The organism is Paraburkholderia sp. SUR17, assembly GCF_029536165.1.
GTDB classification, from domain to species: domain Bacteria; phylum Pseudomonadota; class Gammaproteobacteria; order Burkholderiales; family Burkholderiaceae; genus Paraburkholderia; species Paraburkholderia kururiensis.
In genome coordinates this window covers 604,459-629,872 of the sequence record NZ_CP120509.1, presented here as the reverse complement: position 1 = coordinate 629,872, position 25,414 = coordinate 604,459, and the positions used below count along the sequence as shown (strand labels likewise).

The following is a 25,414-nucleotide window of genomic DNA, read 5'->3' as shown; positions in this document are numbered from 1 at the left end:
TCCGCCTGGAAGGAAAACTCATGCAAGACAAACGCAATACGGTGCTGACGGAGCGCATTGCCGCACGCTGGGTACGCGTGCACTCCGCGATCGTGCTGTTCTTTCTGGTCGCGCCGATTCTCGCCATCATCCCGCTCTCGTTCAACTCGGGCTCGTACTTCTCCTATCCATTGCAGGGTTTTTCGTTCCGCTGGTACGAACAGGCCCTGACGAGCGCGGACTGGCAACGCGCGTTGCTAAACAGCATTGGCATTGGCGCAGCTTCCACGTTGATCGCGACATGCCTCGGCACGCTCGCCGCGTTGGGCCTGTCGCGCTCGCAATTCCCGTTGCGCGCGGTCATCATGCCCATCGTCATATCGCCAATGATCGTGCCGATTGTCGTCGTTGCTTCGGGGTTCTACCTGATCTTCGCGCCGCTAGGGCTCGTCAATTCCTATCCAGGGGTCGTGCTCGCGCATGCGGCGCTCGGCACGCCGTTTGTCGTCATCACGGTGACGGCCTCGTTGCTTTCGTTCGATCAAAGCCTGCTGCGTGCCGCGTCCGGTCTTGGCGCAGCACCGTGGACCGCGTTTCGTCGCGTCACCTTGCCGCTCATTACGCCCGCTGTGGCAACGGGCAGTGTGTTCGCTTTCGCCACCTCGTTCGATGAAGTCATCGTGATTCTTTTCATTGGCGGCCCGGAACAAAAGACCGTTCCTCGCCAGATGTGGAGCGGCATTCGCGATTCGATCGATCCGTCGATTCTGGCCGTGGCAACCATGCTCATTGTTTTTGCCGTGCTGCTGTTCGCGAGCATCAACTGGCTGCGCGGGCGCGCGGCCGCGGCCAGTCAGGCGTTGGTCTGACCGCCCGCGGTATCGGAAACGTCTGCGGTTTTCAACAGTCCGTCGAGACAGTAACGGCCTCCCACGCCTGAATCTCTTCGGCCAATGCCGACAGCTTGTTTCGCACCAACCCGATCGCATCGGTGCCAAGCAACAGATGCGCAGGCGGATGATCCGAAGCAATCGCGGTGAGCATTGCGCGCGCCGCTTTCTTCGGGTCTCCCGGCTGCTTGCCGCTTCGCTCCGCGCGCGCTTTGCGCACAGGATCGAAAACTTCGTCGTAGTCCGGAATCGACCGCGGTGTTCGTGTCATCGAGCGGCCCGCCCAGTCGGTGCGAAACCCGCCGGGCGCCACGGCCGTCACCGCAATGCCGAGCGGTTTGACCTCTTTGCCGAGCGCCTCGGAGATGCCCTCCAGGGCGAATTTGCTCCCGCAATAGTAAGCAATTCCCGGCATCGTAATGAAGCCGCCCATCGACGTGATGTTCAGGATGTGACCGCGTCGGCGTTCACGCATGAATGGCAGCACGGCCTTGATCATGGCGACTGCGCCGAACACGTTCACGTCGAATTGCCTGCGCAGTTCCGACAACGGCGATTCCTCCACGATACCTTCGTGCCCATAACCCGCATTGTTCACGAGTACGTCCACAGGGCCGACAGACGTCTCGATGTCCCGCACAATGCCGTCGATCGCATCGAAGTCGGTCACGTCAAGTACGCGCGCAAATGCGGCGTTCGCAGACAAAGACTCGAAATCACGCTTTGCCTCGTTACTGCGTACAGTCCCGACAACTGTGTGCCCCTCCGACAGGGCCTCTTCGGCGAGCGCGCGGCCAAAACCGCTGCTGACGCCTGTGATGAGCAAAATTTTGCTGGATGCCACGGAAGCTTCTCCCGGATGTCAATTGGAGAATGCATGCTACTCTTTCAACCACGACGGTATAAGCCAAATTCCCCTGTTTTTCTTGCACAAAACTATGAGCACGAAGCGTGCCTCGACATCTGGTCCAGAGCGCTCCCGGAGCGACCGCAAGCGCCTGGTTGCCTTGCTGCACGCGTTGGCGCCCGAGGAAGGCTACAACCTGACACCGCTACGGGGCGTGCGCATTCTGCGTTCGAATCGCCCGCTTTCACGCACGCCGGTCCTTTACGACCCGGGCATCGTGATCGTCTGCCAGGGTCGCAAGCGAGGTTACTTCGGCGACCAACTCTATCTCTATGACGAGCATCACTATCTGGCCGTTTCGGTGCCCGTTCCGTTCAGCATGGAAACGGACGCAACGGCGCAGCGTCCGCTGCTTGCGCTGTATTTGCATCTCGACTTCGTCATGGCTGCCGAACTCGCGGCGCAGATCGACAGCGAAGGTGGAACAGCGAATGCACAACCACCATTGAGCATGATGTCGACGCCGATGGACAACACGATGTCAGCGTCCGTACTGCGCCTCCTCGACGCGATGCGCAAGCCGCTTGAAGCCGCCGTATTGGGCCCTGGGTTGCTGCGCGAGCTGTATTTCCGCGTACTCACCGGGCCTCAGGGAGGCTCGATGCGTGAGGCCTTGTCGATGCGAGGACAGTTCGGAAAGATCGGCCAGGCACTGCGCCTCATTCACGCGCGCTACGCGCAGTCGCTCGACGTGAAGCTGCTTGCCGACGAAGCGGGCATGAGCCCTCCAAGCTTCCACCATCATTTCAAGACCATCACGCAGGTATCGCCGATGCAGTACGTGAAATCGACGCGTCTGCATCAAGCCCGGCTCTTGATGGTTCGCGAAGACCTGACCGCGGAAGCCGCGAGCCTCGCGGTGGGCTACACGAGCCCGTCCCAGTTCAGCAGAGAGTTCAAGCGCCTGTTCGGCTTGACCCCTGCGGCGGAGACGAAGCGCATGCGCGAGAACTTCGCGATTGCGCCTGCGTTCCCGCACGCAACCTACGTCTCGTCGCACTAAGCACCGGTAAGCCGTGAGGTCTCTCGCCAAGGCCAGGGCTTAGGAGTTCACGCCGCAACAGACACCATGAACGTTTTACATGCGACGCGGATAAGGTTATCTGGCGAAACTTTTGCACACTCGGGTACTGTTACGTGGCTGAGTCCCGCCGCGCATACTGCGCGAAACAGCGCTACACATGAAGTATTTCCGATGAAACCATCCATTTGCGAGACGACTCTCGACCTTCGCGGCCTCGACCCGCCAGAGCCGCTGGAACGTGTTCTGGATGCGCTAGGGTCGTTGCAGCGAGATCGCTACTTGCACATGGTGATCGATCGCGAACCGGTGCCGCTCTACGGCATACTCAGGAGGAACGGCTTCGAGTACAGCGTCGATGTGATGATCGACGGCTGCCGGGAAATCTGTATCTGGCAGGGGCAGTGATGCGGCGTCAGCTTTCTCTCGACGGTTCGCCGACGCTTTCCGTGCCGCTGCGGTTCTTTCTCAACGCGCCGCTATTTGCATTGCTGGCGGCAGGCCTTTTGCTGTGGGACGGGCCCGATGCATTCACGTCGCGCTGGTCGCCCGCTTCTCTCGCGCTCACGCACCTCTTCACGCTGGGCATCCTCACCAGCGTGATGACAGGTGCGTTGATCCAGATACTTCCTGTAGCCACCGGCGTACGAATTGCATGGACGCACGTGACCGCCATGGCCGTCCATGCGCTACTTACGCTGGGCACGCTGACGCTCTCGGCGGCTTTCCTCTTTTCCTTACAACGGCTCTTCCTGCCGGCGTTGCTGCTGCTTTCAGCCGCGCTTCTCTGGTTGCTTGCCGCATGCTTCACGGGCTTTTGGCAACATCGCGACGAAGCATTCAAGGGTTCCGGCGACGTGCTCAATGCCACCCGGCTGGCACTCATCGCCTTGCTCGCAACCACGGTCCTGGGCGCCATTCTGGCTGGCTCGCAAGTCTGGTCTGTGCCGCTTCCATTGATCATGCTCACGGACCTTCATGCCATGTGGGGTCTATCAGGCTGGGTGGGATTGCTGACGATGGGCATTGCTTACCAGCTGATTCCCATGTTTCAGGTGACGGATGTCTATCCCCGAACGCTTGCACGCGGACTTGCGCCCTTTATCTTCGTGTTGCTTGTGGCGATCTCTTTCAATGCCGCGATATTCCCCCGGGTTGAAAAATCGTTAGGGTTTCTATTGTTTTTCGCCTACGCGATATTTGCGGCCGTTACCCTGTACCTGTTGTGGACACGAAAACGTTCGGGATATGACGCCACTACGCTGTTCTGGCGCACGGCCATGGTGAGTCTCGTGTGCTGTGCGCCGCTGTGGATGGTGCAGACCGCAACCGGCAATCCACCGGGGGCCATCACGCTGGGTGTATTGTTCATCTTCGGCGTGGCGTGGTCATCAATCAACGGCATGCTGTACAAGATCATTCCATTTTTGCTCTGGTATCACGCTCAAAACTCGCTCAGGACCGCTCCCATAGCCATCGTGCCCAAGGTCAAAGACATGATTCCGGATCGCATGGCACAAAGGCAATTCTGGGCGCATCTGCTCGCCCTGTTTCTCCTGCTGGCTGCCAGTGTTCGGCCTATCGCATTTGCACGCATGGGTGCGCTGGCGGCAGGGGGCTCAGCGGTATGGCTGGGCATCAACGTGATCGGCGCTATCCGGCTGTATTTGCTCGCCAAGCGTCAGATCGCATCGATCGAATCGAACGCTCGCTGAACAGGCGGCATCTGTTATCCAGGTATCGCTGGCACGTGCTGGTGATAGTTCGCGATGCAAACAATCGAACAGCTGCCCCCACGCCTTCATGTGCAACTCATGCGAGTCGCTTCATGAAAATTCCGGCACGTTGCGGGGGCAGTCGTGAAGACGGAGGTCAGGCCAGTCGCCGCGGAAACGACTGGGCCATTATTTGATCTCTTTCCAGTAAGCGGTGTTCAGTCGCCAGGCAAAAAAGCTCAGCAGGCCCAGGAACAGCAGCACCCACACCCCGATCTGCCGGCGCGCCTTCTGCTGCGGCTCGGACATCCACGACAGGTACGCCACCAGGTCCGCCACCGCAGAATCATAATCCACCCGCGACAGCGCCCCTGGCGTGAGCTGGTCGTAGCCCGCAAAGCGATGCTCCTTCTCGCCCGTGCGCTCGTCCACCACGTCCTCGAACTTCGCCGCGCGCTGCCCCTGCAGCTGCCACAGCACGTGCGGCATGCCCACGTTGGGGAACACCAGGTTGTTCCAGCCCGTGGGCCGCGTCGGGTCGCGGTAGAAGCTGCGCAGGTACGTGTACAGCCAGTCGCGCCCGCGCGCCCGCGCCTCCACCGACAGGTCCGGCGGCGCCGCCCCGAACCACGCCTTCGCGTCATCGGGCCGCATGGCCACCGTCATCGTGTTGCCCACCTTGTCGGTGGTGAACAGCAGGTTCGCCTGGATCTCCTTCTGCGCAATGCCGATGTCCTGCAGCCGGCTGTAGCGCATCAGGTTCGCACTGTGGCAGTTCAGGCAGTAGTTGACGAACAGCTGCGCCCCATGCTGCAGCGAGGCAAGATTTTCGCCGTTATCGGGCGCGCGGTCGAGCGGAATATTCTCCTGGGCCATCACCCGCCCCGGCACCGCTGCCACCAGCAGCGCCAGCACCAGTGCAACCCCGGCCGCGCCCGCACGCGCGAACCCTGCAAGCAATGTCTTCATGTCCGGTTGTCCTCGTTCGCGGTTAATGGGGCTTGTACCGCACCCGCTCCGGCGGCTCCCTGAACGTGCCAAGCCGCGTCCAGAACGGCATGCCGAGGAAGAACGCGAAGTACACCAGCGCACACACCTGCGCCACCAGCGTGGCCGCCGGCGACGGCGGCTTCGTGCCGAGGAACGCCAGCGTCAGGAACGCCAGCACGAAGATCCCGTAGAACACCTTGTGGAACAGCGGCCGGTAGCGGATCGACTTCACCGGCGAGCGGTCCAGCCAGGGCAGGAAGAACAGCGACACCACCGCGCCGCCCATCACCACCACGCCCCAGAACTTCGATTCCGTGAAGTACATCGCGACGATCACCAGCACCGCGAGCACCGGCAGCCCCAGCCGCCATTTCCCGCGCGCCCTCGCCAGCGCCAGCAGCCCCAGCAGCCCGATCACGACCATCAGCACAATCTTGAACGGGTCCGTGGTCGCGCGCAGCATCGCGTAGAACGCGGTGAAGTACCACACCGGCGCAATCTCCGGCGGCGTCTGCAGCGGGTTGGCCGGGATGAAGTTGTTCGCCTCCAGGAAGTACCCGCCCATCTCCGGCGCGAAGAACACGATCGCGGCGAACACCATCAGGAAGATGCACACGCCCATGAAGTCGTGCACCGAGTAGTACGGATGGAACGGGATGCCGTCGAGCGGGCGCCCCTGCGCGTCCTTCTTCGCCTTGATCTCGATGCCGTCCGGGTTGTTCGAGCCCACCTGGTGCAGCGCGATCAGGTGCACGAATACCAGCCCCAGCAGCACCAGCGGGATCGCGATCACGTGGAACGCAAAGAACCGGTTGAGCGTGACGTCCGAGACCACGTAGTCGCCGCGGATCCACAGCGACAGGTCCGGGCCGATGAACGGGATCGCCGAGAACAGGTTCACGATCACCTGCGCGCCCCAGTACGACATCTGGCCCCACGGCAGCAGGTAGCCGAAGAACGCCTCGGCCATCAGGCACAGGAAGATCGCGCAGCCGAAGATCCACACCAGCTCGCGCGGCTTGCGGTACGACCCGTACAGCAGCCCGCGGAACATGTGCAGGTACACCACCACGAAGAACATCGACGCGCCCGTGGAATGCAGGTAGCGGATCAGCCACCCCCACGGCACCTCGCGCATGATGTACTCCACCGAGCCGAACGCCAGCGTCGCGTCGGGCTTGTAGTTCATCGTCAGGAAGATGCCCGTGACGATCTGGTTGACCAGCACCAGCAGCGCCAGCGAGCCGAAGAAGTACCAGAAGTTGAAGTTCTTCGGCGCGTAGTACTCCGAGAGATGCGCCTTCCATGTCTCGGTCAGCGGGAAGCGCCGGTCGACCCAGCCGGTGAGCCCCGTGGTCTCTACCTCGTGTTCAGTGCCGCTCGCCATTTACGCTTCTCCTTTTTCGTCCCTGCCGATCACCAGCTGCGTGGCCGAGGTGAACATGTAGGGCGGGATGTCGAGGTTCTGCGGCGCGGGCTTGTTTTTGAACACGCGGCCCGCGAGGTCGTAGGTCGAACCGTGGCAGGGGCACAGGAAACCGCCCGGCCAGTCGTCGGGCAGGTTCGGCTGCGCGCCCTCCTGGAAGCGCGGCGTCGGCGTGCAGCCCAGATGCGTGCACACGGCCACCGCCACGAGGATGTTTTTGTGCTCGGCACGCGAGCGGAACTCGTTTTTGCAGTACGCCGGCTCGGGCATCGAAAAGGGATTTTTGCTCTGCGGATCGGCCACCTCGCTGTCGGCCTTCTGGATGTCCGCGAGCATGCGGTCCGTGCGGTTCAGGATCCAGACCGGCTTGCCGCGCCAGGCCACCGTCATCATCTCGCCGGGCTTCAGGTTGCTGATGTCCACCTCGACCGGCGCACCCGCCGCTTTGGCCTTCTCCGATGGTGCAAACGAACTAACGAAGGGTACGACAGTGGCCACGCCTCCTATGCCACCTGCTACGGACGTCGCTATCAGCCACGTACGGCGGCTGCTGTCGACGCGGTCATCTTCGTGAACTGGCATCACACTCCTCATTTCCAGATTGAATTTTTGCTTGAATCGCTTCCAGGGCGACGAGTCCCGGCTAATGCAGGCGCCTTAGTGCAGCCCCGATATGTAGTCGGAAACCGCTTTTATTTCGTTATCCGACAGACGCGATGCGATGGCATGCATCGTAGGGCTGTTGTCGCGCGCGCCCGGCCCCTGACTGAACGCGTTCAACTGACTGGCCGTGTAGGTCGCCCATTGCCCTGAGAGGCGTGGGAATTGGGAGGGAATGCCCTGGCCACTGGGCCCGTGGCAGGCAGCACAAGCAGGCACGCTCTTTTCGACAATCCCGCCGCGATAGATCTTCTGCCCCAGTGCAATGGCGTCCCTGTCATGCGCGTAGCCGGGCTTCGGCGTCTGCGATGCGAAATACACCGTTACGTCCGCGATCTGCTGATCGGACAGCGCACCCGCCATGCCTGCCATGATCGCGTTGTTGCGGGCCGGTTGCGTTGCATCGGCGCGCGCCTTGAAATCCCTGAGTTGTTTGGCGAGGTATTCGGCGTGCTGTCCCGCGAGTTTCGGATAAGTGTCCACCGCGCTGTTACCGTCTGCGCCGTGGCATGCCGCGCATACCTGGGTAACGATGACCTTGCCTCGATTGGCATCCGGCTTCTCGAGTTCGGCCGCGTGCCCTAAGACAGTCCAACCCGACAATACAACCGCCAACTGAAACACTGCCCAAGTCCCGCACATTCGATTCATTCGCGCCCCGCTTCATGGGAGTTATAGATTGAGCAAGTCACGACGAGGCCCTTACTGCCTCGCCGCGCAAAATGGATCCACAAAGAAATCGCTAAGGATGGCAGATCAGATCGGCTTGATTGGAATGTAATGGCCGTCTTTTCCGACCGGCGTCAACGGTAGCCCCTGCTTCTCGCGCCGTTTTCTTTCTTTCGATAGCGGCGGGCATGTGTGCTCGTCGTAGTACAGCACCATGCAGTCCAGACACAGCATGCATTCCATCTGGTCGATCCGCCCTGCATCGTCGATAGCCTGCGATCCGCAGCCTGCCGCGCACGCATGGCACGTCGTGCATTCTGGCTTGCGACGCAACTTGAGGAAGCGCAAACGACCAGGCAGTGCGAGGCTCGCGCCGAGCGGACACAGATATTTGCAGAACGGCCGCTCGATGAAGATCGACGCACCCACGACGATGGCCCAGAACAGCACGAACGGCCACGACCGGTTCATCACGCCGACAAGGAAAGTCGTCTTGAACGGCTCGATCTCCGCGAGCTTTTCGGCCCACGGCATCGAGAAAAACGATACGGCGAGCAGCACGGCGAACACAACGTACTTGAGCTTGCGTAGCGTGTTGTGCAGTCGCATGGGAAGCTTGCGTTGCAGCTTCTTCAGCCCGGTCGCGCGGGCGATCTTGTAGAGCAACTCCGACATCGAGCCGAACGGGCACATCCAGCCGCAAAAGAGCCCGCGCCCCCAGACGAACACCGTGACCGCAATCACGATCCAGAACACGAAGATGAACGGGTCGGAAAGAAAGAGCCCCAGATTCCAGCCACCGAACAGCGAGTGGACGAATGTGAGCACCTGGGTAATCGACGGTTGCGCCAGCTCGTACCATCCAGCGAAACCAATGGCAATGAGCCAGCTTGCTGTCTTGGGCCACGAAACCCAGCGTTTGTCCGCACGCTTCGCCTTGCGTACCCAGCGGTCGCGCGTGGCAAAGAAGAGCATGACGGCTGCGGCCCAACCGATGAACAGGCCGATTTGCAGACGCTTGGCGCGCCAGGCGTTCTGCCAGGCGGGCGTTTCCTCGTCTACATGCGGGTGGCCGCCTTGAAGAAAGCGCGCCGGCAGCCAGTACGGCGAATTGAATGCCGAGAAGTTCTTTGCGCCGGTTTCCTTGTCGATCTTATGACCGAGGAATACGAACTTCCACGGGTAGGCCGCGCTGAACTTCATGCTACGCACAATGAAGATGCCCGTTTCATTGAACGACGGAGCACCCGAGGCCTGCAACGAGTACAGGTTCAGATAATCGGAGTCCTTGAAGGTGAACGCGTTGATTCCCTGGCGCACCTGGATACGGTCGTAAATGCCACCGCGTACGAACCCCGATCCCTTGAACGACTCCGTACCGTTTGCAACGACGAAGAGCGCCTGTTCGCCGGATTTGAGCCGGCTCATCAACTGCGCGTAGTCGTAGTCACCCAGAATACTCCTGCCGATGGCAGGTGCATTCAGGTAACCGTAGTACAGGTCGAGGTAGGGCGAACCGGTATCCGCGGCGCCAACGTCGCTCGCATGAACGGCCAGATGCTGCACAGCCCCCATGTCGACGAGCGCCTGCCACCCGTAACGCGCGACCGCCGGCAGCAACCTCGCCTGCGGGAGAATGGTTTCCTTCACGATGCCGACCTGGCTTGCGACGGCAACGGCGCAACGCGAAATCAACTGGTTCTCCGCGATGGCCGTCACGGTGGCCCCGGAAATGGCGTCAAGGCTCGTGCTACCCGCATCGCTACGCCCGATCTCGAATCGCGCGCCAGCAAACCGGCTCACATATTGATGCAGAAATGTGAGGAGCTTGCTCTCGGGAATACCGACCAGCAAGATGGGCTCGCTATGCTTGAGTACCCTGACGCCCGTGATCACGCCTTTCGTATCCATGCCGATCAGCGTGACGATGGGCTTACCCGAGTAGCCTTGAATATCGACGATGTCGGTGGACAGAAACACGTAGCCTTTCAGCACCCGCGTGTGGCCATCGTTAGCGTAGGCCTCGACGTACGGCGGATTTCCCTTGCGTGCAGAGAACTCGGTAGCGCCAGGCAGTACGCCCGCGCAGTCGGTCCACTTGCACATCTCGGGTTGACTGAACAATTGATCCGGCAGCTCCTGTTCGTAGATAGAAGCGAAGGCCGGCGGCATGCCCGCGAAGAGCAGCACCAATGCCACGATCCAAAACGATACTTTCATTTTTGTCGCTTTGAAAAGGCCGCGCGGCACCGCTTTTCCGGAACTGAAAGTCCCGCAGGTCGCCCGGTCGGATTTCTGACGCCGCGCCTGCCGGCGAACCGCGGCCGGCACAGCATCGTCACTCATGTCACTGCGCCTTGGAGACCATGAAGTCCACTGCGGCCTTTACTTCGTCATCCTTCAGACTCGGGTTGCCGCCGCGTGAAGGCATCGTGCCGTTATTGCCCGTGAACCCTTCAAGCGCGTGCTTGTACAGCGTGGGTTTGCCTTTCGCAATGCGCGGCGCCCAGTCACCCTTGTTGCCGAAAACAGGCGCACCCGCTGCGCCCGTCTGGTGGCACATGAAACAGACGCTTTTGAACACCTTCTCCCCTGCGGGATTCGGTGCATCGGCGCTCGCCGTCGCCGTACCAGGATTCACCGCTGCCGTCGCAGGCGCCGCCGTCGCAGGGGCTGCCGCGGCCACCACGGTGACGGAGGCCACCGGTGCAATCGATGTTTGTGCCGCGCCGGCGGCCTGTGAAGCAGCGCCGCTCTTGTCGCAAGCCGACAGGCCGAGCGTCAGTGCAAATCCAATTCCAGCAATCAACGGGTTGCGAGCTTTCATCTCTTATCTCCTCAATCAGGTTTCAAGCTGCGTCAGCTGACGCAGCCGGCAATACATCGGCAAGCGATGGTTCGTAACCGAGCAGCGGTTGCGCGAGCAGCCGCTCGATCAGCACACGGACGTTGAGCCACGGGTCCGCATCGATCTGGCTGACCGGATCGTCGACGGCGTCGCCGTCCGGCGTATGCAGATGATTCGGGAACGTGCGGAGCGTGCGGTGCAGTGGGGCGGTGTCGATGCGCATCGCAGCTTCGCCCCAGCGCCAGTTCATCGCGTACTCGCGCGGCGCAGCAAAGCGCAGCGTCAGATCGACGCCGTTGATCAGTTGCAACTCCAGCGCGTCGCGGCATAGCGTGATCGACGCGAGTTGTGTCGCATCGAACGTCGCCTCGATTTGTTCCTTCAATTCAAGGTGCAGCATCGTCAGACTCCCGTCGCGAGCAGTTCGCGCAACTGTTCGCGAATGATTTCGCGCGTATGTGCAAGCGTTTTTGCGCCAAGGTAATGTTCATAGGCCGGGTGCTCTCCCACATCGCCAGACTCGATGAGTGCGAGCAGATTTTCTTCGTCGCCTGCACCGTACTGCGCGAGGATCAGCTTGCGGTCTTCGCGCAGGTCGTACAGCACACGACTGAGCGCGTCGATCTGCATCGCCGCTTCCGAAGGCACGTTCTGAAAAAATTGCGTCATCTCTACTCCCTCACATGTTGTGGTCTTTGACCACGCCGCCATCGGTTGTCGCCATGTCGATCGTGACCTGATCGAAGCGATACAGCTTCCCGCCCTCGGATTTCATGAATTGCTCAGCGTCACGCCTGTTTGCGAACGACGCGAAGGTCTGGCCCATTGCACCAGGTTTTTTCGAACCGATTACGTAGGTCGCCTGCTTCGCGTCGATCCAATGACCGGTGGGGTGCTCCCAATCCGCTGTTCCCATGTCCTGCACGTACATCGCGCGAACCTTACGGTCATGCTCCGGGCGCAGATACACCGAGAACAGCCCCAACGTGTCGCAGAAGAAGTCCGCTTGTCCGTCTGCGTAGAGAATCTGCGCTTTCGGGCCGGGATAATCTTTCAGGCTCATGCCGTCGAGCACGCTCACGGTCGAGTCGGTAATCTCGTGCGGCGGAGGCAACGATGCCGATTCGTTCTGGCATCCGGATGTCACCACGATGGCGAGCACTGCAATAGCCGTCGCGATAGTGGTCTTGAAGAAGCGATAGTTCATCGATTGAATCTCCATGCGGCAAGGCCGAGCGGCGCCGCGATCCACGCGAGCATCACTGGACCGAGAAGAAGCGGCTCGGCGAGCGACGCGGGAAACACGCTGACGAGGCCGTACATCGTGTGCAGGTCAGCCGGCCCGAATATGTTCAGGATGCGGAAGATGTCCGCGGGATTGAGCATCAGCAGCAGCGGAAACAGCGGGCCGAGTACGGCACCGCCCGTTGCGACCAATGCGCCGAGCAGCAGCAAGTCGTAGACAAGCACGAAGAAGAACCACAAGCCAATGGCGACACCGCTCGCCGAAGTACGGCTTGCGCAAAATACCGACGCGGACACCGCGAGGCTCAGGAACACCCAGCCGAGCAGCACGGCGCTAATGACGAAGCCGGCGTACTGATACCAGTCGGCCGCAGGCGCGCGTACGGCGATCACGATGCCGGCCAGCCCGAAGCCTGCAAGCGTGGCGCAGGTCAGCGCCGCCGCGAGACCCGCATACTTGCCGAGCAGCAACTGAACACGATTGATGGGATACGAGAGCAACAGGTTCAGCGTGCCGCGCTCACGCTCGCCTACGAGTGCATCGAAACCGAGAATCAGCGCGATCAACGGCAACAGGTAGATGGTGAGGCTGACCAGGCTCGCGATCAGCGGCTCGATGCCATGAAAGCCGACTGAGCCTTGTGCGGCTGCGCCGAAATACGAGGTGGCAAGCGTGAACGCCGCAAAAACAAGCGACACGGCAAGCACCCAGCGGCTACGAATGCGGTCGTGGAACTCCTTGCCGGCGATCACGCCAATTTGTGCCCAGTGGGAACGGCTGAACACGCTCATGCGCTTGCTCCCGTATAGCCGAGGAACACGTCTTCGAGAGACGGCTCCTGGATTTGCAGGTCGGCGATCCGATCGGACAACGGCGACAGCGCCGCAATCGCAGCCATCTTCGCGTCGCGTGGACATTGAAATGCGATGAGACGCTCGCGGATAGTCAGTTTTCCGAACGGCGCCCGGTTCAACGCGGCCTGTAGCGGGCCAACGTCCTCCGAATGCGTGAGCACCTCGATGGACAGCGGCAGATTTGTCTTGCCGCGCAGCGTCTGCACGCTGCCCACCGCCTGAATGCTGCCGCTGTGCAGAATCGCTAGACGGTCTACGCGTTGCTGGATTTCGGCGAGGATGTGCGACGTGATGACGATGGTGGTTCCATCCTGCTGCCGGGTCTTCAGGATTCGATAGAACTCGCGAATGCCTTCGGGGTCCAGACCATTCGTCGGTTCGTCAAGAAACAGAAGTGACGGGTTGCCGAGCAATGCCTGTGCAAAGCCTAGCCGCTGCCTCATTCCTTTCGAGTACTCGCGTACCTTGCGAGCGCCTGCAGCGTGGCTCAATCCCACCTGATCGAGAAGCGCCTTGCATGCCGCTGTTTTGACGCCCTTCAGTCGTGCGAAGAAGTGCAGCGTCTCGAGCCCGGTGAGGTTGTCGTAAAGCACGACGTTCTCCGGCAAGTAGCCGAGTTTTCGCCGTACGGCTTGAAACCGCGGGCCGTCCACAAGTTCACCGTCAACCTGAACGCGGCCGGCATCGGGCGAGACAAGCCCCAGCATGAGCTGGAACAACGTGCTCTTGCCCGCGCCGTTGCGGCCGATGAGGCCAAACAACTCGCCCTTCTGAATCTTCAGATCGACACCGTCGACCGCGCGCAACGCGCCGAAAGATTTGGCGACGCCAGTGAGTTCAATCATGCTGCTTCCCCATCCACTTCACCCAGGCGGCGTGCAACGGCTGCATCCGCGGTGTGTCATCGACAACGCTCGGCACCGCCATCAGCGGGAACTGCTGGGCAATCAAGCGCAGCGATTGCACGGCCGGGCTGTTCATCAACACCTTCACCGCCGGGACGCGCCAGGTCAGCCGGTCGACAAGATCGCTCGCCGTATAGGGGATATCGCCCACGCCGCGCCCGCGCCGGTCCCAGCCGAAGTAGTCGCTCCAGTAGTTGCCAGGCCACGACACGTCGTTCGCGGCCACGTAGCGAATCTGCTCCCGGTTCTGGATGAAGTCGTTGCCGGTCACGTTGTTGTGAACCGAGCCGCCCCACAGATGCACGCCGATCGCGTTGTCCACGACGAGATTGCGGCGAATCGTGTTGTATTCGGCGTCGTAGATGAAAAAGCCGCGCTGGTTGCCAGCCACAACGTTGTTCTCCACCACCGAATCCTGCACGGTGCGAAGCATGATTCCGTGATCGGTGTTGCCCCACACCTTGTTGTTCTTCACGACCTGGTTACGCGCTTCCATGATCGCGAGACCGCCGCGATTGTGGTACACGTCGTTACCGTCCCACACGTTGTAGTACGAATTCATGTAGTGCGTACCGTATCGAACGTCGTGAATCGTGTTGCCCTTGAAAAGCGCGTGATGCGAGACATCGACGTAGATGCCATCGCGCGAATAGCTGATGGTGTTGCCCACGATCTGCGCGCCGGTTGTGTTGTAAAGCTGGATGCCGTTGCCGCGGTCCGGCGAGCGCAAGTCGCGCTTGCCCACAACCAGGTTGTCCTCCACATGCACGTCTGCCGATTTCTCGATCCAGAGCCCGAACAGGTTGTAGACGAGTTCGCAGTGGTCGATTTCGGTTCTGTCCGAACCGGGTTGCACGTAAACGCCGGCGTTCTGCGCGGTGAGATTGGCTCCGCTGTTCACGATGGCAAGGCCGGTAATTCTCACGTCCGGCGCGGCAACGCGAATGACATCGCCCGCATTGTGTCCATCGATCATGGGCCGACCTACTCCTTGCAGCGTGATGCGCTTCGTGATCCTCAGGTTCTCCCCGTAGTGCCCCCCGTACACAACGATCGTGTCCCCCGCCTGTGCTGCTTCGATGGCTGCGCCGATTCGCTCGCCGGGATGAACGGCCAGCGTGGCGGCCGCGGCGGTCTGCGCGAGCAGCGTCGCAAACACAAACATCGCAGCGAGTGAGAACTTCGGCATTCTGGCCAACCAACCACAGGGGTTATTCAATTTGCACGCGCGCCCGTCATCGCGAGGCAGGGGAGATTCCCCCTGCCTCGCTTTCCACTACCGGCACATGTATTGACGCTATGCCTGCACGAGCATTCGAGAGCGCATTTCGAGGTGCAACGCGTGACAGAAGTTGGTGCAGTAGCACCAGAACACCCCAGGCTTGTCGGCAATGAACGTGACGGACTGGGTCTGCTGCGGATGGACGACGAAGCTGATGTTGTAGAACGGGATAGCAAAGCCGTGCGTCAAGTCCTCGACCTTGTCCAGATTCGTCAGGATGATCGTGACCTCATCGCCCTTCTTCACCGTCCATTCACGCAGACCGAACGTCGGTGCCTGAGAAGTCAGATACACCGTGACCTTGCGGCCCTGACGTTCGACACGGTTTTCCTTCGGACTCTTGACCGCATGCGGGAACTCGTTCAGATCATAGATCTGCCGCGTCTTGATAATGTCGCGTCGAACCATGATGGAGTCATGCGGCTCCGGGTAGAGCGGGTGATCCCCAACCAGTTGCATTTTCTCGCCGCTGATGTCGATCAGCTGCGAGCTGTCCGGGTGAAGCGGGCCGACCGGAAGATACCGATCCTTGGAAAACTTGTTGTCCGAAATGAAGTATTGACCATCGGGTTCCCGCGTCTCGCCCATCGAAGTGAAGCCGTGCCCCGGCTGGTAATGCACGTCGATGCGGTCGACCACGACCTTCGCATTCTTGTCGCCTTTGTACGACCTCATCGCTGCGTCCAGGTCCCACTTCACGATCTGGCTGTCGAGGAAGAGCGTCGTGTAGCAGAAGCCCTTGCCGTCGAAACCCGAATGCAACGGTCCTAGCCCAATCTCGGGCTCGGCAACAACCGTGTCCCGCGGTTCCTTCAAACCGCCGTCGAACCACTTGAGCACCAGCTCGTGCGAGATCAGCGTTGCGGTTGGCGACAGCTTGCCGGAGCACGCGTAATACTTGCCGTCCGGCGAGACATTCACGCCGTGCGGGTTCTTCGGTACAGGCACATAGCAGGTGAGCGCAGTCTTCGGATCTGCGTTGGCCACGTGCGTGCCGTCTACAACGGGAACCTGCGAATTGCCGATGTGGAAGAACTTGCCGTTCTTCACCGCTTCCTCGATACGCGCAATGTTGAAGAACACGCAGGCATCGCGCTCGGCCGCCATCATCTCTTCGTAGTGGACGCCGTTTTCCGTGTTGTACTGATTCGAGCAGGCCAGCTTGCCGTCGTACGAAGTGGCCACGAGATCGAGGTTGCCGTCGATCTTCACCTGCCAGCGCGGCTGCATTGTCTTCGCATCGACGCAGGTGAACAGGCAGAAATACTTCTTCGGGTCGTTCAGGTCGCGACCGTCGTTGGGCTGCGGAATGTGGAACTCGCTGCCGCAGAACACCCGCGTCGTGTAGTTGATCTTCTCGTCGAGCGGGTCGCGCTTGTCCGGGAAAATGCCGTGAAAACCCTGCACGTTAGGCAACGACGTGATCGCGTCGCACTCCATCGTGTCGAGACGCACGCGTGCAACGCGCGCGTTGATCTTGTCGTTCACGAAGATGTACTTGCCGTCATACACGCCATCCGTGTACGACATATGGACGTGGTGCGTGTCGCCGTTGAAGTAGTTGAGTTGCCCGTTCGGCCTTGTGCCGATGATCTTGCGCGACTCGTTCGTGATGCCCCAACCCGACATGCAGTCGATGTTGTACACCGGGATACGCCGGATCTCGCGCCCGGACGGCAGCCCGTGGACCCGAAGATCGCCCGAGTGGCCACCGCTCGAAAACGCGTAGTACGTGTCGAGCTTGCCGGGATGCACCTCGTACTTGTCCCAGTTGATGGCAGTGGCGGAACCCGCGCCTTCGGCGCCGCTTGCACCACCTGTTGCGGCGGCAGCGGTGCCGCCGCCGCTCTTGTTGCAACCGGCAAGACCGAGCGAGAGACTCGCGCCCGCGAGGCCCGCAACCGCCGAAGAAGCGAGGAACCTGCGACGCCCCGAATCTTGCGGAACTACAGCTTCTTCAGATTTTCCTTTTGAAAAAGTCATCACATTCTCACTCATTAATTCGTTCAACGCCGGTTGCCCGGCGGCTTTGTTTTCATACCCGAAAAGGCAGGCCTCCCGACTACGGCACGACAAGACACATCCACAAACAGAACAGGGTTATTCCCGTGCCTCGACTCTCCAAAAGACAACGCGGTTAAAAATCAAGAGAAATTAAATTGAAAGGAATTTGAGATTTCCTGTGATTTAGCGGAACTTTTATACGGGGCTAGTTTGGTGGTCTACCGAACGACCGGGTTTGATCTATCTCAAAATACGTATTAGGGATGCATCTTTTTTGTGGCACATGTGACAATCGGGCGCGGAGCCCACTGGGCGGGCGACTGTCTGGCGTCCTTGATGTAGATCAAGTGTAGGGATATTCGAAAAAACAATAATCCACTCGATGTCAGGCCATCCCGGCGACCGCGCCACAAGCCGTGAATCCCTTCAGAGTGTTTGTAAATTGTTCAATTCACGAAGAGTCATCTGGATCTTTCTATCCGTCGCAATTGCTGTTGCCGGTGGGATTTGGCTTACGCTCAGAACGCCTGAAGTGTATATCCAGGGGACTTACGTCTTCGGCACTCGCGTTCAATTAGTGCTCTATGGCGTGCCACTCGATCAGGCTCAGCGGGATGCCGATGCGGTTTTCGCACACTTTCAAGCAATGCATAGGGAAATGCACGCATGGCAGCCGTCGGAAGTCATGCAACTCAATCACAGCATCGCAGCAGGTGAGCCGTTCCAGGCATCGGCGGAACTTGCGGAGATTCTGCGTTCGGCACGACAACTATCGCTCGACACAGAGGGGTTGTTCGACCCGGGCATCGGCCGGCTCATTCGGCTATGGGGCTTCCAGGCGGACCAGTTCGATGTTGTGCCACCGTCGCGCGACGCGGTGGAGCGAGAGGCAGCGCGGCATGCCCATATAACGGACCTTGCGATCTCGCCCACGGGTGTGGTTAGCAGCGCTAACCGCGCGGTGTCGATTGATCTTGGCGGCTATGCGAAAGGCTGGTCGCTGGACGAAGCCGCCGTGATCCTGAAGCAACGCGGCGTCGAAAACGCGTTGATCGACGTTGGCGGCAACCTGCTCGCGCTCGGCAGCAAGGGCGGCGTGCCGTGGCAGGTTGGCATCCAGGACCCGCGCAAACCAGGAACGCTTGCGACGCTCGAACTGCGTAACGGTGAGGCAATAGGCACCAGCGGCGACTACGTGCGCTTCTACAAGGCGGACGGCGTGCGTTATTGCCACATCATCGACCCACGCAGCGGCTTTCCAGCCACACAGAGCGAGTCGGTGACCGTCCTCGTGAAGCCCGGCCCGCATGCGGGCGCGTTGTCCGATGGCGCAAGCAAGGCGCCGTTTGTAGCGGGAGCCACGACGGCGATGTCGCTTGCGCGCAAGACAGGAGTGGACTCCGTCCTGCTGGTCGACACACAGGGACACGTTTTCGCATCCCCGGCCATGGCGGAACGCGTGCATTTCACTGATCCGTCGCTGCGCCCGGCACGTCTGGATTGAAACACTGGAAGGCTGCCCGATATGCCGGAGAAACCCTCTATCGACGTGCGCAAGGTGAGCGTTCAGCGCGGCGGCCGCGCCATCCTGCACGACGTCAGCCTGGCGATCGGGCAAGGTGAGCTGGTAGCGCTCGCAGGGCTCAACGGTGCAGGCAAGACGACACTGCTCCTGCTTCTTGCAACGCTGACCATGCCAGGCAGCGGACATATCTTCATCGACGGCATCAACGCGCTCACCCAGCCCGATAAAGTGCGTTCGAGAATCGGCGTCGTGTTTCAGGAGTCCGCATTGGAACCGCGTCTGAGCGCGCGCGACAACCTCTGGTTCATTTCGAAATGCCAGGGATTGAGCGGAAGCGCGGCGCGACTGCGCGTTGACGACGTACTCGCAGCATCGGGGCTCGATGCATTCGCCGCAACACCCGTTCAATGCCTTTCGGGCGGGCAGCGCAGGCGGCTCGAACTCGCGCGGGCACTTATTGCGCGGCCTCGCATCCTCTTGCTTGATGAGGCCACGCTAGGTCTCGATATCGCGGCACGCCACGCGTTCTGGTCGGAAATCAGAACGCTCGTGGCAGACGGTCATACCGTACTGTGCTCCACCCACCATACCGACGAGGCGCGCGACGCCAGTCGCGTGGTCGTGCTGCACCAGGGGCGCATGCTCGCAGACGATACATGGCAGGCCATGTGCACCTCTGTTCCCGCCACGATCCGATTGCGGGTACCAGCCGTCGAAGAAGCGGCAGGATGGCTTGCAGGACAGGGCCATACGGTATCGGTGGATGGCCACACCGTGGTCGTGCCGGGAACGGACCCCCACGCCATGCTGCCAGCGCTGCTGCAACGCATGCCCTTTCGTGTGCTGGGCGCCGAGACCGCATTGCCAGATCTCAGGAATATCGTCGAGCACTGCATCGCCATGCGTGCCGGCCATCGTTCTCACGCGACAAAAGCGGTGCCCGCATGAGCAACGTCGCCGCCATCATCTGGTTCGATCTGAAGCGGTTCTGGGCATCGCCTCTGCGAATCCTGTTCGGCCTTACGCAGCCCTTGCTCTATCTTTTCGTTCTCGGTGCGGCGCTCAGGAGCGGCACCTATGCGGAGGTGAGCGGCTATCAGGCGTACATCTTTCCGGGTGTCGTCGGGCTTTCGCTGATGTTCACGGCAACCTCAGCCGCCATCGGCATCGTGCATGACCGGCAGACAGGATTGCTGAACGCCTTACTCGTCTCGCCACTCGGTCGTATCGAGATCGCCGCCGGAAAAATCGGCGCGGGCGCAGTGGTCGCGTGGGCGCAGAGCCTGTTGCTGCTGCCCTTCTCGCCGGCCATTGGCATCGGGTTGACGGCGCCTCGCCTGATGCTTCTGCTCTGCGCGATGGCGTTCGCTGCGCTGACTTTTTCCGCGCTCGGGCTTGCACTTGCGTTGCCGTTCCGCTCGGTGATCGTGTTCCCGGTCGTATCGAACACGCTGCTCCTGCCGATGTTTTTTCTCTCGGGAGGGTTGTATCCGCTCGATCTTGCACCGCAGTGGATCCGCTTTGCCGCCGCGTACGATCCCGCCGCATACGGTGTCGATTTGATGCGAGGTGTGCTGACGACACAATTTTCGATCGCGCCGGTGCAATCGGTTGCCGCGCTTGCAGTGTGCCTCATCGCGGCAGGATGGATTGTCGCCCGACGACTCAGTCGGCGCGACGTGTGATGTTTTCTGTTTCTGTGGCAGTGGAGCGCTGCTCGCGCTCAATCATTTTTGCTTCAGCAACGTAGAGGAGATGGGTTATGGGCGAGTTGAGTATCTGGCATTGGTTGATTGTCTTGCTGGTCGTTGCGCTGGTGTTCGGTACGAAGAAGCTGCGCACCCTGGGAAGCGATCTGGGAGGCGCAGTGAAAGGCTTCAAGGAAGGAATGCGCGAAGGCGAGGCGCGAGACGTCGTAGCGCTGGAACAACTGCCGAGCCACGACAACCCGGAGCCTCCGCGAGCAACCGGCGTTGAACGAAGCACGCTGGCAGAGTGAGCGCAGTAACAACTGCTATGACGCAGTCTGCGCGTCGCCCTGTTCTTCCAGCATGCGCATCGCGGCCTTTTCAGCATTCAGCACGTGCTGGCGTGCGAGCGCCTGCGCCTCTTCGCCGTCGCGCGCCTTCAGCGCCTTGTAGAGCCGGTCGATTTCCTTCAGGCTGCTCGGCAGCCGGTCGGGATGCATCAACGAGGTCGCGCGCAGCAGATTCACACGTGAATAAAGGCTCGTCAGAATTTCCTTGACGAGCCGATTACCACAGTTGTCCAGCAGCACGTCGTACAGTGCGGTCTTGGCTTCCAGCACGCCGGACTGGTTTTGCGCGGTCGCCTGTGCGCGCAGCGCCTTCGCGGCTTCGCCGAACTGCGCAATCGCCGTGTCGCTTGCAAGCCGGGCGAATTCGTGTGCCGCAAAGCCCTCCAGCAGCGCACGCAATGCGTAAAGTTCGGCTGCTTCTTCGCGCGACATCACCGCCACCACCGGACCCTTGTGCGGCACGTTGCGCACGAGCTTTTCCGCCTCCAGTTTGCGCAGCGCCTCGCGTACGGAGGTGCGACTCACGCCCAGCGTCTCGCACAATTCCCGTTCGATCAACCGCGCGCCCGGCGCGAAGCGGCCGCTCATGATCGCCTGGCGAAGCACATTCTCGACCTGGTGCCGCAACGTCTCAGGCCGGACCAACTCGATATCAGTCGACATTATTGTCTTCCCGTCCGACAAAAATCCAGTCGCTATGATACTTCACTCCAACCTGATCCTGTGGCGCGATGACGATCGGGCGGGGCAATCAGACGTATGCGGTCGACCGTCTAGTTGTAGCCGAGAATGGCCACCGTGCGGACCGGTGCATGTTCATCGCCGTTGGATGCCAGCCGCGCAAGTGGCAACCCCTGAAGCGCACGGAACGCCGAATGCGTTCTGCGCTCGGGTTCAGCGGCAACGGTCCGTGCAAACGCCCGGTCTTCGCCGCGTGCTGGATGAAAACGTTCGGGGCGCATCGGCACCTCAGGGCGCGGCAGCATGGCACTGTCTCTCGAGCGCCGCCGCAAGCAAAGGCGCACCCAGTTCGGCGCCGTGGATGCCGGTGGTACTCACAATCTCGAGCAACTCCATCAGCTCCCCGGCGGTCGCCCCGTAGCGCAGCGCATTGCGCATGTGGAGCTTCAGCCCGGGCACATAGAGGTGAGTCGCGGAGGCATCGAACGCGCAGTACATGAACTCCTTGATCTTCGGACTCAGCACACCGGTGCGCCACGGCACCGACGAAAACGCGACGTAAGCCTCGAAAAGATCGGGATCGAGTTCAAGCAGTCCTTCCCATGTCGCATGCCAATAGCCGCGATGGGTCTCGAAGGCCGTTTTCAATGCGCGCCGACGCTCGTCCAGCGGTGCCGGCGCTGCACGCAAACCTTCTTCCTCGAGCACCTCGAGGAGAATCGGCACGCCGACGTTACTCGTATGAATGCCGATCGTACTCACCAGTTCGAGCACTTCCATCAACTCCTCTCGCGTCGCACCGAACGCAAGCGCACGCTCGATGTGATGCGCGACACCCGGCGCATAAAGCTGCGTCGCACAGGCGTCCGCCGCGAGCGCGATGAACTCGCGAACCTTGTCGTCGAGATGACGGTGCCGCTGCGGAACCGCCGAAAACTGCACGTATGCCTCGACGAAGCCCGGATCGAGACGCAGCATGCTTTCCCACGCTGCATTCCAGATGCCGTGCACCCGCACGAAGTCGTCCTTGATCTGCTGGGGATCGGTGGGTCGCGTCATGGGTTCGTACCCAGCCCCTTCGGGTAATCGGACTCGGCGACCTCCTCCTGCCACGTCGCCTTACCGAGCGAGGTCGCGATATGAACCATGTAGCTCGCGTCGCTCGCGCCATGCCAGTGGCGTTCGTTCGGCCCGATGAACACGATGTCGCCTTGCCGGATTTCCTGCGGCACCTCGCCCTCCACGCAGATCCAGCCTTTGCCTGCCGTCACCTGAAGCACCTGGCCCTGCTCGTGCGTGTGCCAGTAAGTGCGGCCCTTCGGTGCGAAGAACACCGTATTGATCGTCACGCCGTTCGTCGCGGGCATGACCGGGTCTGCGAACACCGTCCCGGTGAACGTTTCGCCGCGTTGCTCCGAACGACCGCCTTCGGCCCTGCCGTGAAATACCTTCATTGCTGCTTCTCCTCGTTACGTTTGCCATCGAACAGCCGGACGCCGCCCGATACATCGCCAATTGCATCCACCACCCGGTTGCTGATCACGTCGCCGTAGCCGAGCGCGGTGCCCAGCCCGAAGCTCGCCAGCGGCCCGGCCGCGTTCAGCGACACCACGCCCAACTCCCGCGCGCGATCCACGTAGAGCACGACATCCTTCGTCATCAGCTTGCCCGTGAGGCCGCCTTCCAGATAATCCCCTTCGACGATCTTCGGAAAGCGGTTCAGCGTTGCGAAATTCACGCCGCTGCTGCTGTTCAGCACGTCCAGCAGCAACCGCAGATCGAGGCCTGCCTTCTTGCCCGCAACCATGACCTCGGCGCTCGCTGCAAGGCTCACCGCGTTCAGGAAGTTGTTCAGCAGCTTGGTCGTATGTCCCGCGCCGCTCGCGCCCATGTACGCGACCTTCGCGCTGATGGGCGCAAAAGCCCATTCGATCGATGCCACCGCGTGCTCGTCGCCACCCACCATCAGCGTCAACGTGCCCTTCTCCGCCGCCGCCGCGCCGCCGGAGATGCCGGCGTCCACGTACTGAACGCCTTCCTGCGCGAAGCGCTCTGCGAGCCGTGTCGTCGAACTGGCCGCCGCCGTGCTCAGGTCCACGACGATCTGCCCGGCACGGCAGTGCGCAAGCACGCCGCCCTCGCCTTCGACCACCGTCTCGACAACCTTGCTGTCGGGTAGCGACATCATCACAACGTCCCCAAACTTCACGACCTCGTCGATCGAGCCTGCGACTTTCGCGCCCGCTGCGGCAACCCGCTGCGGCGCTGCGTCGTAGCCCAGCACGGCAATGCCGGCATCGACGAGCCGCCGCGTCATCCGGCCGCCCATGTTGCCGAGGCCGATGAATCCGATCCGCTCCTTGTTCATCTCTGCGGTTTCCTGTGGTTGGTGAATCAAAAATCGACGTCCTTCGTTTCCGGTCCCATCAACGCTCCAATCGCGCCGATCAGGCCGCCCACCGTCAGCAGAACGACGGATGTCAGATGCAACGGCATGAAGGCGCTCAACCAGTTCATATAGAACGCGTAGAACGACGGAATGATCACGGAGAGGCTGAAGCCGACACCGAAACCCGTTGCGCGCACGTCGGTGACGAAGCGCTCGTTGATGTAGGTGACGATGACGCCCCACGGAGACGTGACGAGCACGGCGAGCAGGCACGTCAACACGATGATCGTCGCGAGCGACAACCCCTGTATGGTGGCAAGCGCGTACATCAGCGCTGCGCCCACGGTTGCGATGGCGGGACCGACGATCACGAAAAAGCGCCGCCGTCCGATGCGCTGCGCGATCAGGCCCGAGGCGATGTAGCTGAAAAACAGCACGCAATACGTGATCATCAGCGTGAGCGTCATCTGGAAACCCGTCAGATGCAGCGTCTTGACGAGCATCCCCGTGGGCAGAAAGATCGTGATGATGTTCTGCGTGAGCCAGAAGCCGGTCATCATCAAAAGCACCTGAAGCAGGTTACGTCCGCTGCGGCCGCGCATCAGGTCGGTCAACGGCAGTTTTTCCGCCTGTTTCGGCTTGTCGCCGGCCTCGCTCTTCCAGATTTCCGATTCCGCCACCTTGTGCACGTAGTACAGCGCGAGAATGCCCGCAAGCGCGGCACCCATCACGAACGGCACGCGCCAGCCCCACTGCGCGTACGGCGAGTTCACGCCGTTCAGCGGAAACAACACGAACATCACCATCGCGACCAGATTGATCGTCACGTAAGCGGCCGGAAAGCCCGCAATGATGAAACCGCCGACGAACCCCCGCTGCGACTTCTTCGAGTACTCGATTGCGAGCGGCATCGCGCCGGTATAGCCCCCGCCGAGGAAGATGCCGTCGACGAATCGCAGCAGCACCAGCAACCAGTACGACACGATCCCGATGCTCTGGTAGCCCGGCAGCAGCGCAATCAGCAACGTGACGATGCCGAAGCCCGACACCGACCAGATGGATGCGCTGCGGCGCCCCACCCGGTCCGCGATCATGCCGAACAGCAACGCACCCACCGGCCGGCCCAGCAACGTCGTGATGAAGACCAGCGACGCAAGAATCGTCTCCATGCCGCTCGACAGATGCGGCGGCTGAAAATAGGCCAGCACCGGCGAGAGCACGACCACCGGCAAATAGATATCGAACATGTCGATGAACTCGGAAAAAAACGCGCCTTTGATCGCATGGCGGCGCTTCGTTTCGATCGACTGATCGCTGTCCCGCTGTACCACTTCGTCTGCTGTCAGGGTCTTCATCGTTGTCTCCGTTCATTGTCGGCGCCTCGT

At 61.0% G+C, this 25,414-nt stretch carries 28 protein-coding genes; 8 read left to right on the top strand and 20 right to left on the bottom strand.

From position 1 onward, the window contains the following. Positions 1-20 precede the first annotated feature (20 nt). Complete coding sequence (locus P2869_RS20305; protein WP_017777242.1) at positions 21-848, top strand: ABC transporter permease; 828 nt, start codon at positions 21-23, stop codon at positions 846-848. Positions 849-879: 31 nt separating this feature from the next. On the opposite strand, the gene P2869_RS20300 is transcribed toward P2869_RS20305, so the two are convergent. After that, entirely contained in the window at positions 880-1,713 is an 834-nt protein-coding gene (locus P2869_RS20300) for an oxidoreductase (protein ID WP_277599345.1), read from the bottom strand. Positions 1,714-1,807: 94 nt separating this feature from the next. On the opposite strand from P2869_RS20300, the gene P2869_RS20295 reads away from it, so the two are divergent. From P2869_RS20295 to P2869_RS20285, 3 genes are all read left to right on the top strand, one after another. Beyond that, entirely contained in the window at positions 1,808-2,779 is a 972-nt protein-coding gene (locus tag P2869_RS20295) for an AraC family transcriptional regulator (RefSeq protein ID WP_277599903.1), read from the top strand. Between the two features lie 192 nt (positions 2,780-2,971). Next, on the top strand, positions 2,972-3,205 hold the full coding sequence (locus P2869_RS20290; RefSeq protein WP_277599344.1) for a DUF2249 domain-containing protein: 234 nt from the start codon (positions 2,972-2,974) through the stop codon (positions 3,203-3,205). Next, a complete protein-coding gene (locus P2869_RS20285) occupies positions 3,205-4,512 on the top strand; it encodes a hypothetical protein (protein ID WP_277599343.1) in 1,308 nt (435 codons plus the stop codon). Before P2869_RS20290 ends, P2869_RS20285 begins: the two co-directional genes overlap by 1 nt. Before the next feature lie 189 nt (positions 4,513-4,701). Here the strand turns inward: P2869_RS20285 and P2869_RS20280 are convergent, their stop codons facing one another. The 13 genes from P2869_RS20280 to nosZ form a co-directional block, all read right to left on the bottom strand. Next, complete coding sequence (locus tag P2869_RS20280; protein WP_277599342.1) at positions 4,702-5,481, bottom strand: cytochrome c1; 780 nt, start codon at positions 5,479-5,481, stop codon at positions 4,702-4,704. Positions 5,482-5,503: 22 nt separating this feature from the next. Then, positions 5,504-6,889, bottom strand: coding sequence for a cytochrome bc complex cytochrome b subunit (locus P2869_RS20275; protein ID WP_277599341.1), 1,386 nt, complete (start codon positions 6,887-6,889; stop codon positions 5,504-5,506). Continuing rightward, positions 6,890-7,510: a ubiquinol-cytochrome c reductase iron-sulfur subunit gene (petA, locus tag P2869_RS20270; protein WP_026121207.1), complete on the bottom strand. Its 621-nt coding sequence runs from the start codon at positions 7,508-7,510 to the stop codon at positions 6,890-6,892. It abuts the gene before it with no gap. Between the two features lie 75 nt (positions 7,511-7,585). Further along, positions 7,586-8,239: a c-type cytochrome gene (locus P2869_RS20265; RefSeq protein WP_277599340.1), complete on the bottom strand. Its 654-nt coding sequence runs from the start codon at positions 8,237-8,239 to the stop codon at positions 7,586-7,588. A gap of 105 nt (positions 8,240-8,344) precedes the next feature. Then, on the bottom strand, positions 8,345-10,477 hold the full coding sequence (locus P2869_RS20260) for a 4Fe-4S binding protein (protein WP_277599339.1): 2,133 nt from the start codon (positions 10,475-10,477) through the stop codon (positions 8,345-8,347). Between the two features lie 127 nt (positions 10,478-10,604). Continuing rightward, positions 10,605-11,084, bottom strand: a complete 480-nt coding sequence (locus tag P2869_RS20255; RefSeq protein ID WP_277599338.1) for a c-type cytochrome — start codon at positions 11,082-11,084, stop codon at positions 10,605-10,607. 22 nt (positions 11,085-11,106) lie between these two features. After that, on the bottom strand, positions 11,107-11,505 hold the full coding sequence (locus P2869_RS20250; RefSeq protein ID WP_277599337.1) for a hypothetical protein: 399 nt from the start codon (positions 11,503-11,505) through the stop codon (positions 11,107-11,109). A 2-nt stretch (positions 11,506-11,507) separates the two neighbouring features. Further along, positions 11,508-11,774, bottom strand: coding sequence for a hypothetical protein (locus P2869_RS20245; RefSeq protein ID WP_277599336.1), 267 nt, complete (start codon positions 11,772-11,774; stop codon positions 11,508-11,510). Between the two features lie 10 nt (positions 11,775-11,784). Further along, the gene (locus P2869_RS20240) at positions 11,785-12,312 is read right to left on the bottom strand and encodes a nitrous oxide reductase accessory protein NosL (protein WP_017773602.1); all 528 of its coding nucleotides are present in this window, start codon (positions 12,310-12,312) and stop codon (positions 11,785-11,787) included. Next, complete coding sequence (locus P2869_RS20235) at positions 12,309-13,142, bottom strand: ABC transporter permease subunit (protein ID WP_199542204.1); 834 nt, start codon at positions 13,140-13,142, stop codon at positions 12,309-12,311. The genes P2869_RS20240 and P2869_RS20235 overlap by 4 nt, the downstream gene beginning before the upstream one ends. Further along, entirely contained in the window at positions 13,139-14,050 is a 912-nt protein-coding gene (locus P2869_RS20230) for an ABC transporter ATP-binding protein (RefSeq protein WP_277599335.1), read from the bottom strand. The genes P2869_RS20235 and P2869_RS20230 overlap by 4 nt, the downstream gene beginning before the upstream one ends. Continuing rightward, on the bottom strand, positions 14,043-15,299 hold the full coding sequence (locus P2869_RS20225; protein ID WP_277599334.1) for a nitrous oxide reductase family maturation protein NosD: 1,257 nt from the start codon (positions 15,297-15,299) through the stop codon (positions 14,043-14,045). The genes P2869_RS20230 and P2869_RS20225 overlap by 8 nt, the downstream gene beginning before the upstream one ends. Positions 15,300-15,407: 108 nt before the next feature. Next, on the bottom strand, positions 15,408-17,375 hold the full coding sequence (gene nosZ, locus P2869_RS20220) for a TAT-dependent nitrous-oxide reductase (RefSeq protein WP_017773598.1): 1,968 nt from the start codon (positions 17,373-17,375) through the stop codon (positions 15,408-15,410). 463 nt (positions 17,376-17,838) lie between these two features. On the opposite strand from nosZ, the gene P2869_RS20215 reads away from it, so the two are divergent. From P2869_RS20215 to tatA, 4 genes are all read left to right on the top strand, one after another. Then, positions 17,839-18,900 (top strand): FAD:protein FMN transferase, encoded by a 1,062-nt coding sequence (locus tag P2869_RS20215; protein ID WP_346833765.1) that lies wholly within the window; start codon positions 17,839-17,841, stop codon positions 18,898-18,900. Between the two features lie 21 nt (positions 18,901-18,921). Then, a complete protein-coding gene (locus P2869_RS20210; protein WP_277599332.1) occupies positions 18,922-19,869 on the top strand; it encodes an ABC transporter ATP-binding protein in 948 nt (315 codons plus the stop codon). Then, a complete protein-coding gene (locus P2869_RS20205; RefSeq protein WP_126875898.1) occupies positions 19,866-20,606 on the top strand; it encodes an ABC transporter permease in 741 nt (246 codons plus the stop codon). Before P2869_RS20210 ends, P2869_RS20205 begins: the two co-directional genes overlap by 4 nt. 77 nt (positions 20,607-20,683) lie before the next feature. Continuing rightward, a complete protein-coding gene (gene tatA, locus P2869_RS20200) occupies positions 20,684-20,920 on the top strand; it encodes a Sec-independent protein translocase subunit TatA (RefSeq protein WP_277599331.1) in 237 nt (78 codons plus the stop codon). A gap of 15 nt (positions 20,921-20,935) precedes the next feature. Here tatA and P2869_RS20195 read toward each other — a convergent pair whose 3' ends face one another. From P2869_RS20195 to P2869_RS20170, 6 genes are all read right to left on the bottom strand, one after another. Continuing rightward, positions 20,936-21,622, bottom strand: coding sequence for a GntR family transcriptional regulator (locus tag P2869_RS20195; RefSeq protein ID WP_277599330.1), 687 nt, complete (start codon positions 21,620-21,622; stop codon positions 20,936-20,938). A 110-nt stretch (positions 21,623-21,732) separates the two neighbouring features. After that, positions 21,733-21,945 carry a hypothetical protein gene (locus P2869_RS20190; RefSeq protein WP_277599329.1) on the bottom strand — a complete coding sequence of 71 codons (213 nt, stop codon included), beginning with the start codon at positions 21,943-21,945 and terminating at the stop codon, positions 21,733-21,735. Continuing rightward, positions 21,929-22,699, bottom strand: coding sequence for a carboxymuconolactone decarboxylase family protein (locus P2869_RS20185; protein ID WP_277599328.1), 771 nt, complete (start codon positions 22,697-22,699; stop codon positions 21,929-21,931). Before P2869_RS20185 ends, P2869_RS20190 begins: the two co-directional genes overlap by 17 nt. Next, positions 22,696-23,094, bottom strand: a complete 399-nt coding sequence (locus tag P2869_RS20180) for a cupin domain-containing protein (protein WP_277599327.1) — start codon at positions 23,092-23,094, stop codon at positions 22,696-22,698. The genes P2869_RS20185 and P2869_RS20180 overlap by 4 nt, the downstream gene beginning before the upstream one ends. Beyond that, positions 23,091-24,035, bottom strand: a complete 945-nt coding sequence (locus P2869_RS20175) for an NAD(P)-dependent oxidoreductase (RefSeq protein ID WP_277599902.1) — start codon at positions 24,033-24,035, stop codon at positions 23,091-23,093. Before P2869_RS20175 ends, P2869_RS20180 begins: the two co-directional genes overlap by 4 nt. After that, positions 24,035-25,384, bottom strand: coding sequence for an MFS transporter (locus tag P2869_RS20170; RefSeq protein ID WP_277599326.1), 1,350 nt, complete (start codon positions 25,382-25,384; stop codon positions 24,035-24,037). The genes P2869_RS20175 and P2869_RS20170 overlap by 1 nt, the downstream gene beginning before the upstream one ends. Between the last annotated feature and the right edge of the window lie 30 nt (positions 25,385-25,414).

Coding starts and splice junctions, on each gene's coding strand:
- P2869_RS20275 (WP_277599341.1), bottom strand. CDS start 6,889: ATGGCGAGCGGCACTGAACACGAGGTAGAGACCACGGGGCTCACCGGC.
- P2869_RS20265 (WP_277599340.1), bottom strand. CDS start 8,239: ATGAATCGAATGTGCGGGACTTGGGCAGTGTTTCAGTTGGCGGTTGTA.
- P2869_RS20285 (WP_277599343.1), top strand. CDS start 3,205: ATGCGGCGTCAGCTTTCTCTCGACGGTTCGCCGACGCTTTCCGTGCCG.
- petA (WP_026121207.1), bottom strand. CDS start 7,510: ATGCCAGTTCACGAAGATGACCGCGTCGACAGCAGCCGCCGTACGTGG.
- P2869_RS20180 (WP_277599327.1), bottom strand. CDS start 23,094: ATGAAGGTATTTCACGGCAGGGCCGAAGGCGGTCGTTCGGAGCAACGC.
- P2869_RS20245 (WP_277599336.1), bottom strand. CDS start 11,774: ATGACGCAATTTTTTCAGAACGTGCCTTCGGAAGCGGCGATGCAGATC.
- P2869_RS20235 (WP_199542204.1), bottom strand. CDS start 13,142: ATGAGCGTGTTCAGCCGTTCCCACTGGGCACAAATTGGCGTGATCGCC.
- P2869_RS20260 (WP_277599339.1), bottom strand. CDS start 10,477: ATGAAAGTATCGTTTTGGATCGTGGCATTGGTGCTGCTCTTCGCGGGC.
- P2869_RS20230 (WP_277599335.1), bottom strand. CDS start 14,050: ATGATTGAACTCACTGGCGTCGCCAAATCTTTCGGCGCGTTGCGCGCG.
- P2869_RS20225 (WP_277599334.1), bottom strand. CDS start 15,299: ATGCCGAAGTTCTCACTCGCTGCGATGTTTGTGTTTGCGACGCTGCTC.
- P2869_RS20280 (WP_277599342.1), bottom strand. CDS start 5,481: ATGAAGACATTGCTTGCAGGGTTCGCGCGTGCGGGCGCGGCCGGGGTT.
- P2869_RS20255 (WP_277599338.1), bottom strand. CDS start 11,084: ATGAAAGCTCGCAACCCGTTGATTGCTGGAATTGGATTTGCACTGACG.
- P2869_RS20240 (WP_017773602.1), bottom strand. CDS start 12,312: ATGAACTATCGCTTCTTCAAGACCACTATCGCGACGGCTATTGCAGTG.
- P2869_RS20210 (WP_277599332.1), top strand. CDS start 18,922: ATGCCGGAGAAACCCTCTATCGACGTGCGCAAGGTGAGCGTTCAGCGC.
- P2869_RS20205 (WP_126875898.1), top strand. CDS start 19,866: ATGAGCAACGTCGCCGCCATCATCTGGTTCGATCTGAAGCGGTTCTGG.
- P2869_RS20185 (WP_277599328.1), bottom strand. CDS start 22,699: ATGACGCGACCCACCGATCCCCAGCAGATCAAGGACGACTTCGTGCGG.
- P2869_RS20250 (WP_277599337.1), bottom strand. CDS start 11,505: ATGCTGCACCTTGAATTGAAGGAACAAATCGAGGCGACGTTCGATGCG.
- P2869_RS20190 (WP_277599329.1), bottom strand. CDS start 21,945: ATGCTGCCGCGCCCTGAGGTGCCGATGCGCCCCGAACGTTTTCATCCA.
- P2869_RS20305 (WP_017777242.1), top strand. CDS start 21: ATGCAAGACAAACGCAATACGGTGCTGACGGAGCGCATTGCCGCACGC.
- tatA (WP_277599331.1), top strand. CDS start 20,684: ATGGGCGAGTTGAGTATCTGGCATTGGTTGATTGTCTTGCTGGTCGTT.
- P2869_RS20170 (WP_277599326.1), bottom strand. CDS start 25,384: ATGAAGACCCTGACAGCAGACGAAGTGGTACAGCGGGACAGCGATCAG.
- nosZ (WP_017773598.1), bottom strand. CDS start 17,375: ATGACTTTTTCAAAAGGAAAATCTGAAGAAGCTGTAGTTCCGCAAGAT.
- P2869_RS20295 (WP_277599903.1), top strand. CDS start 1,808: ATGAGCACGAAGCGTGCCTCGACATCTGGTCCAGAGCGCTCCCGGAGC.
- P2869_RS20195 (WP_277599330.1), bottom strand. CDS start 21,622: ATGTCGACTGATATCGAGTTGGTCCGGCCTGAGACGTTGCGGCACCAG.
- P2869_RS20290 (WP_277599344.1), top strand. CDS start 2,972: ATGAAACCATCCATTTGCGAGACGACTCTCGACCTTCGCGGCCTCGAC.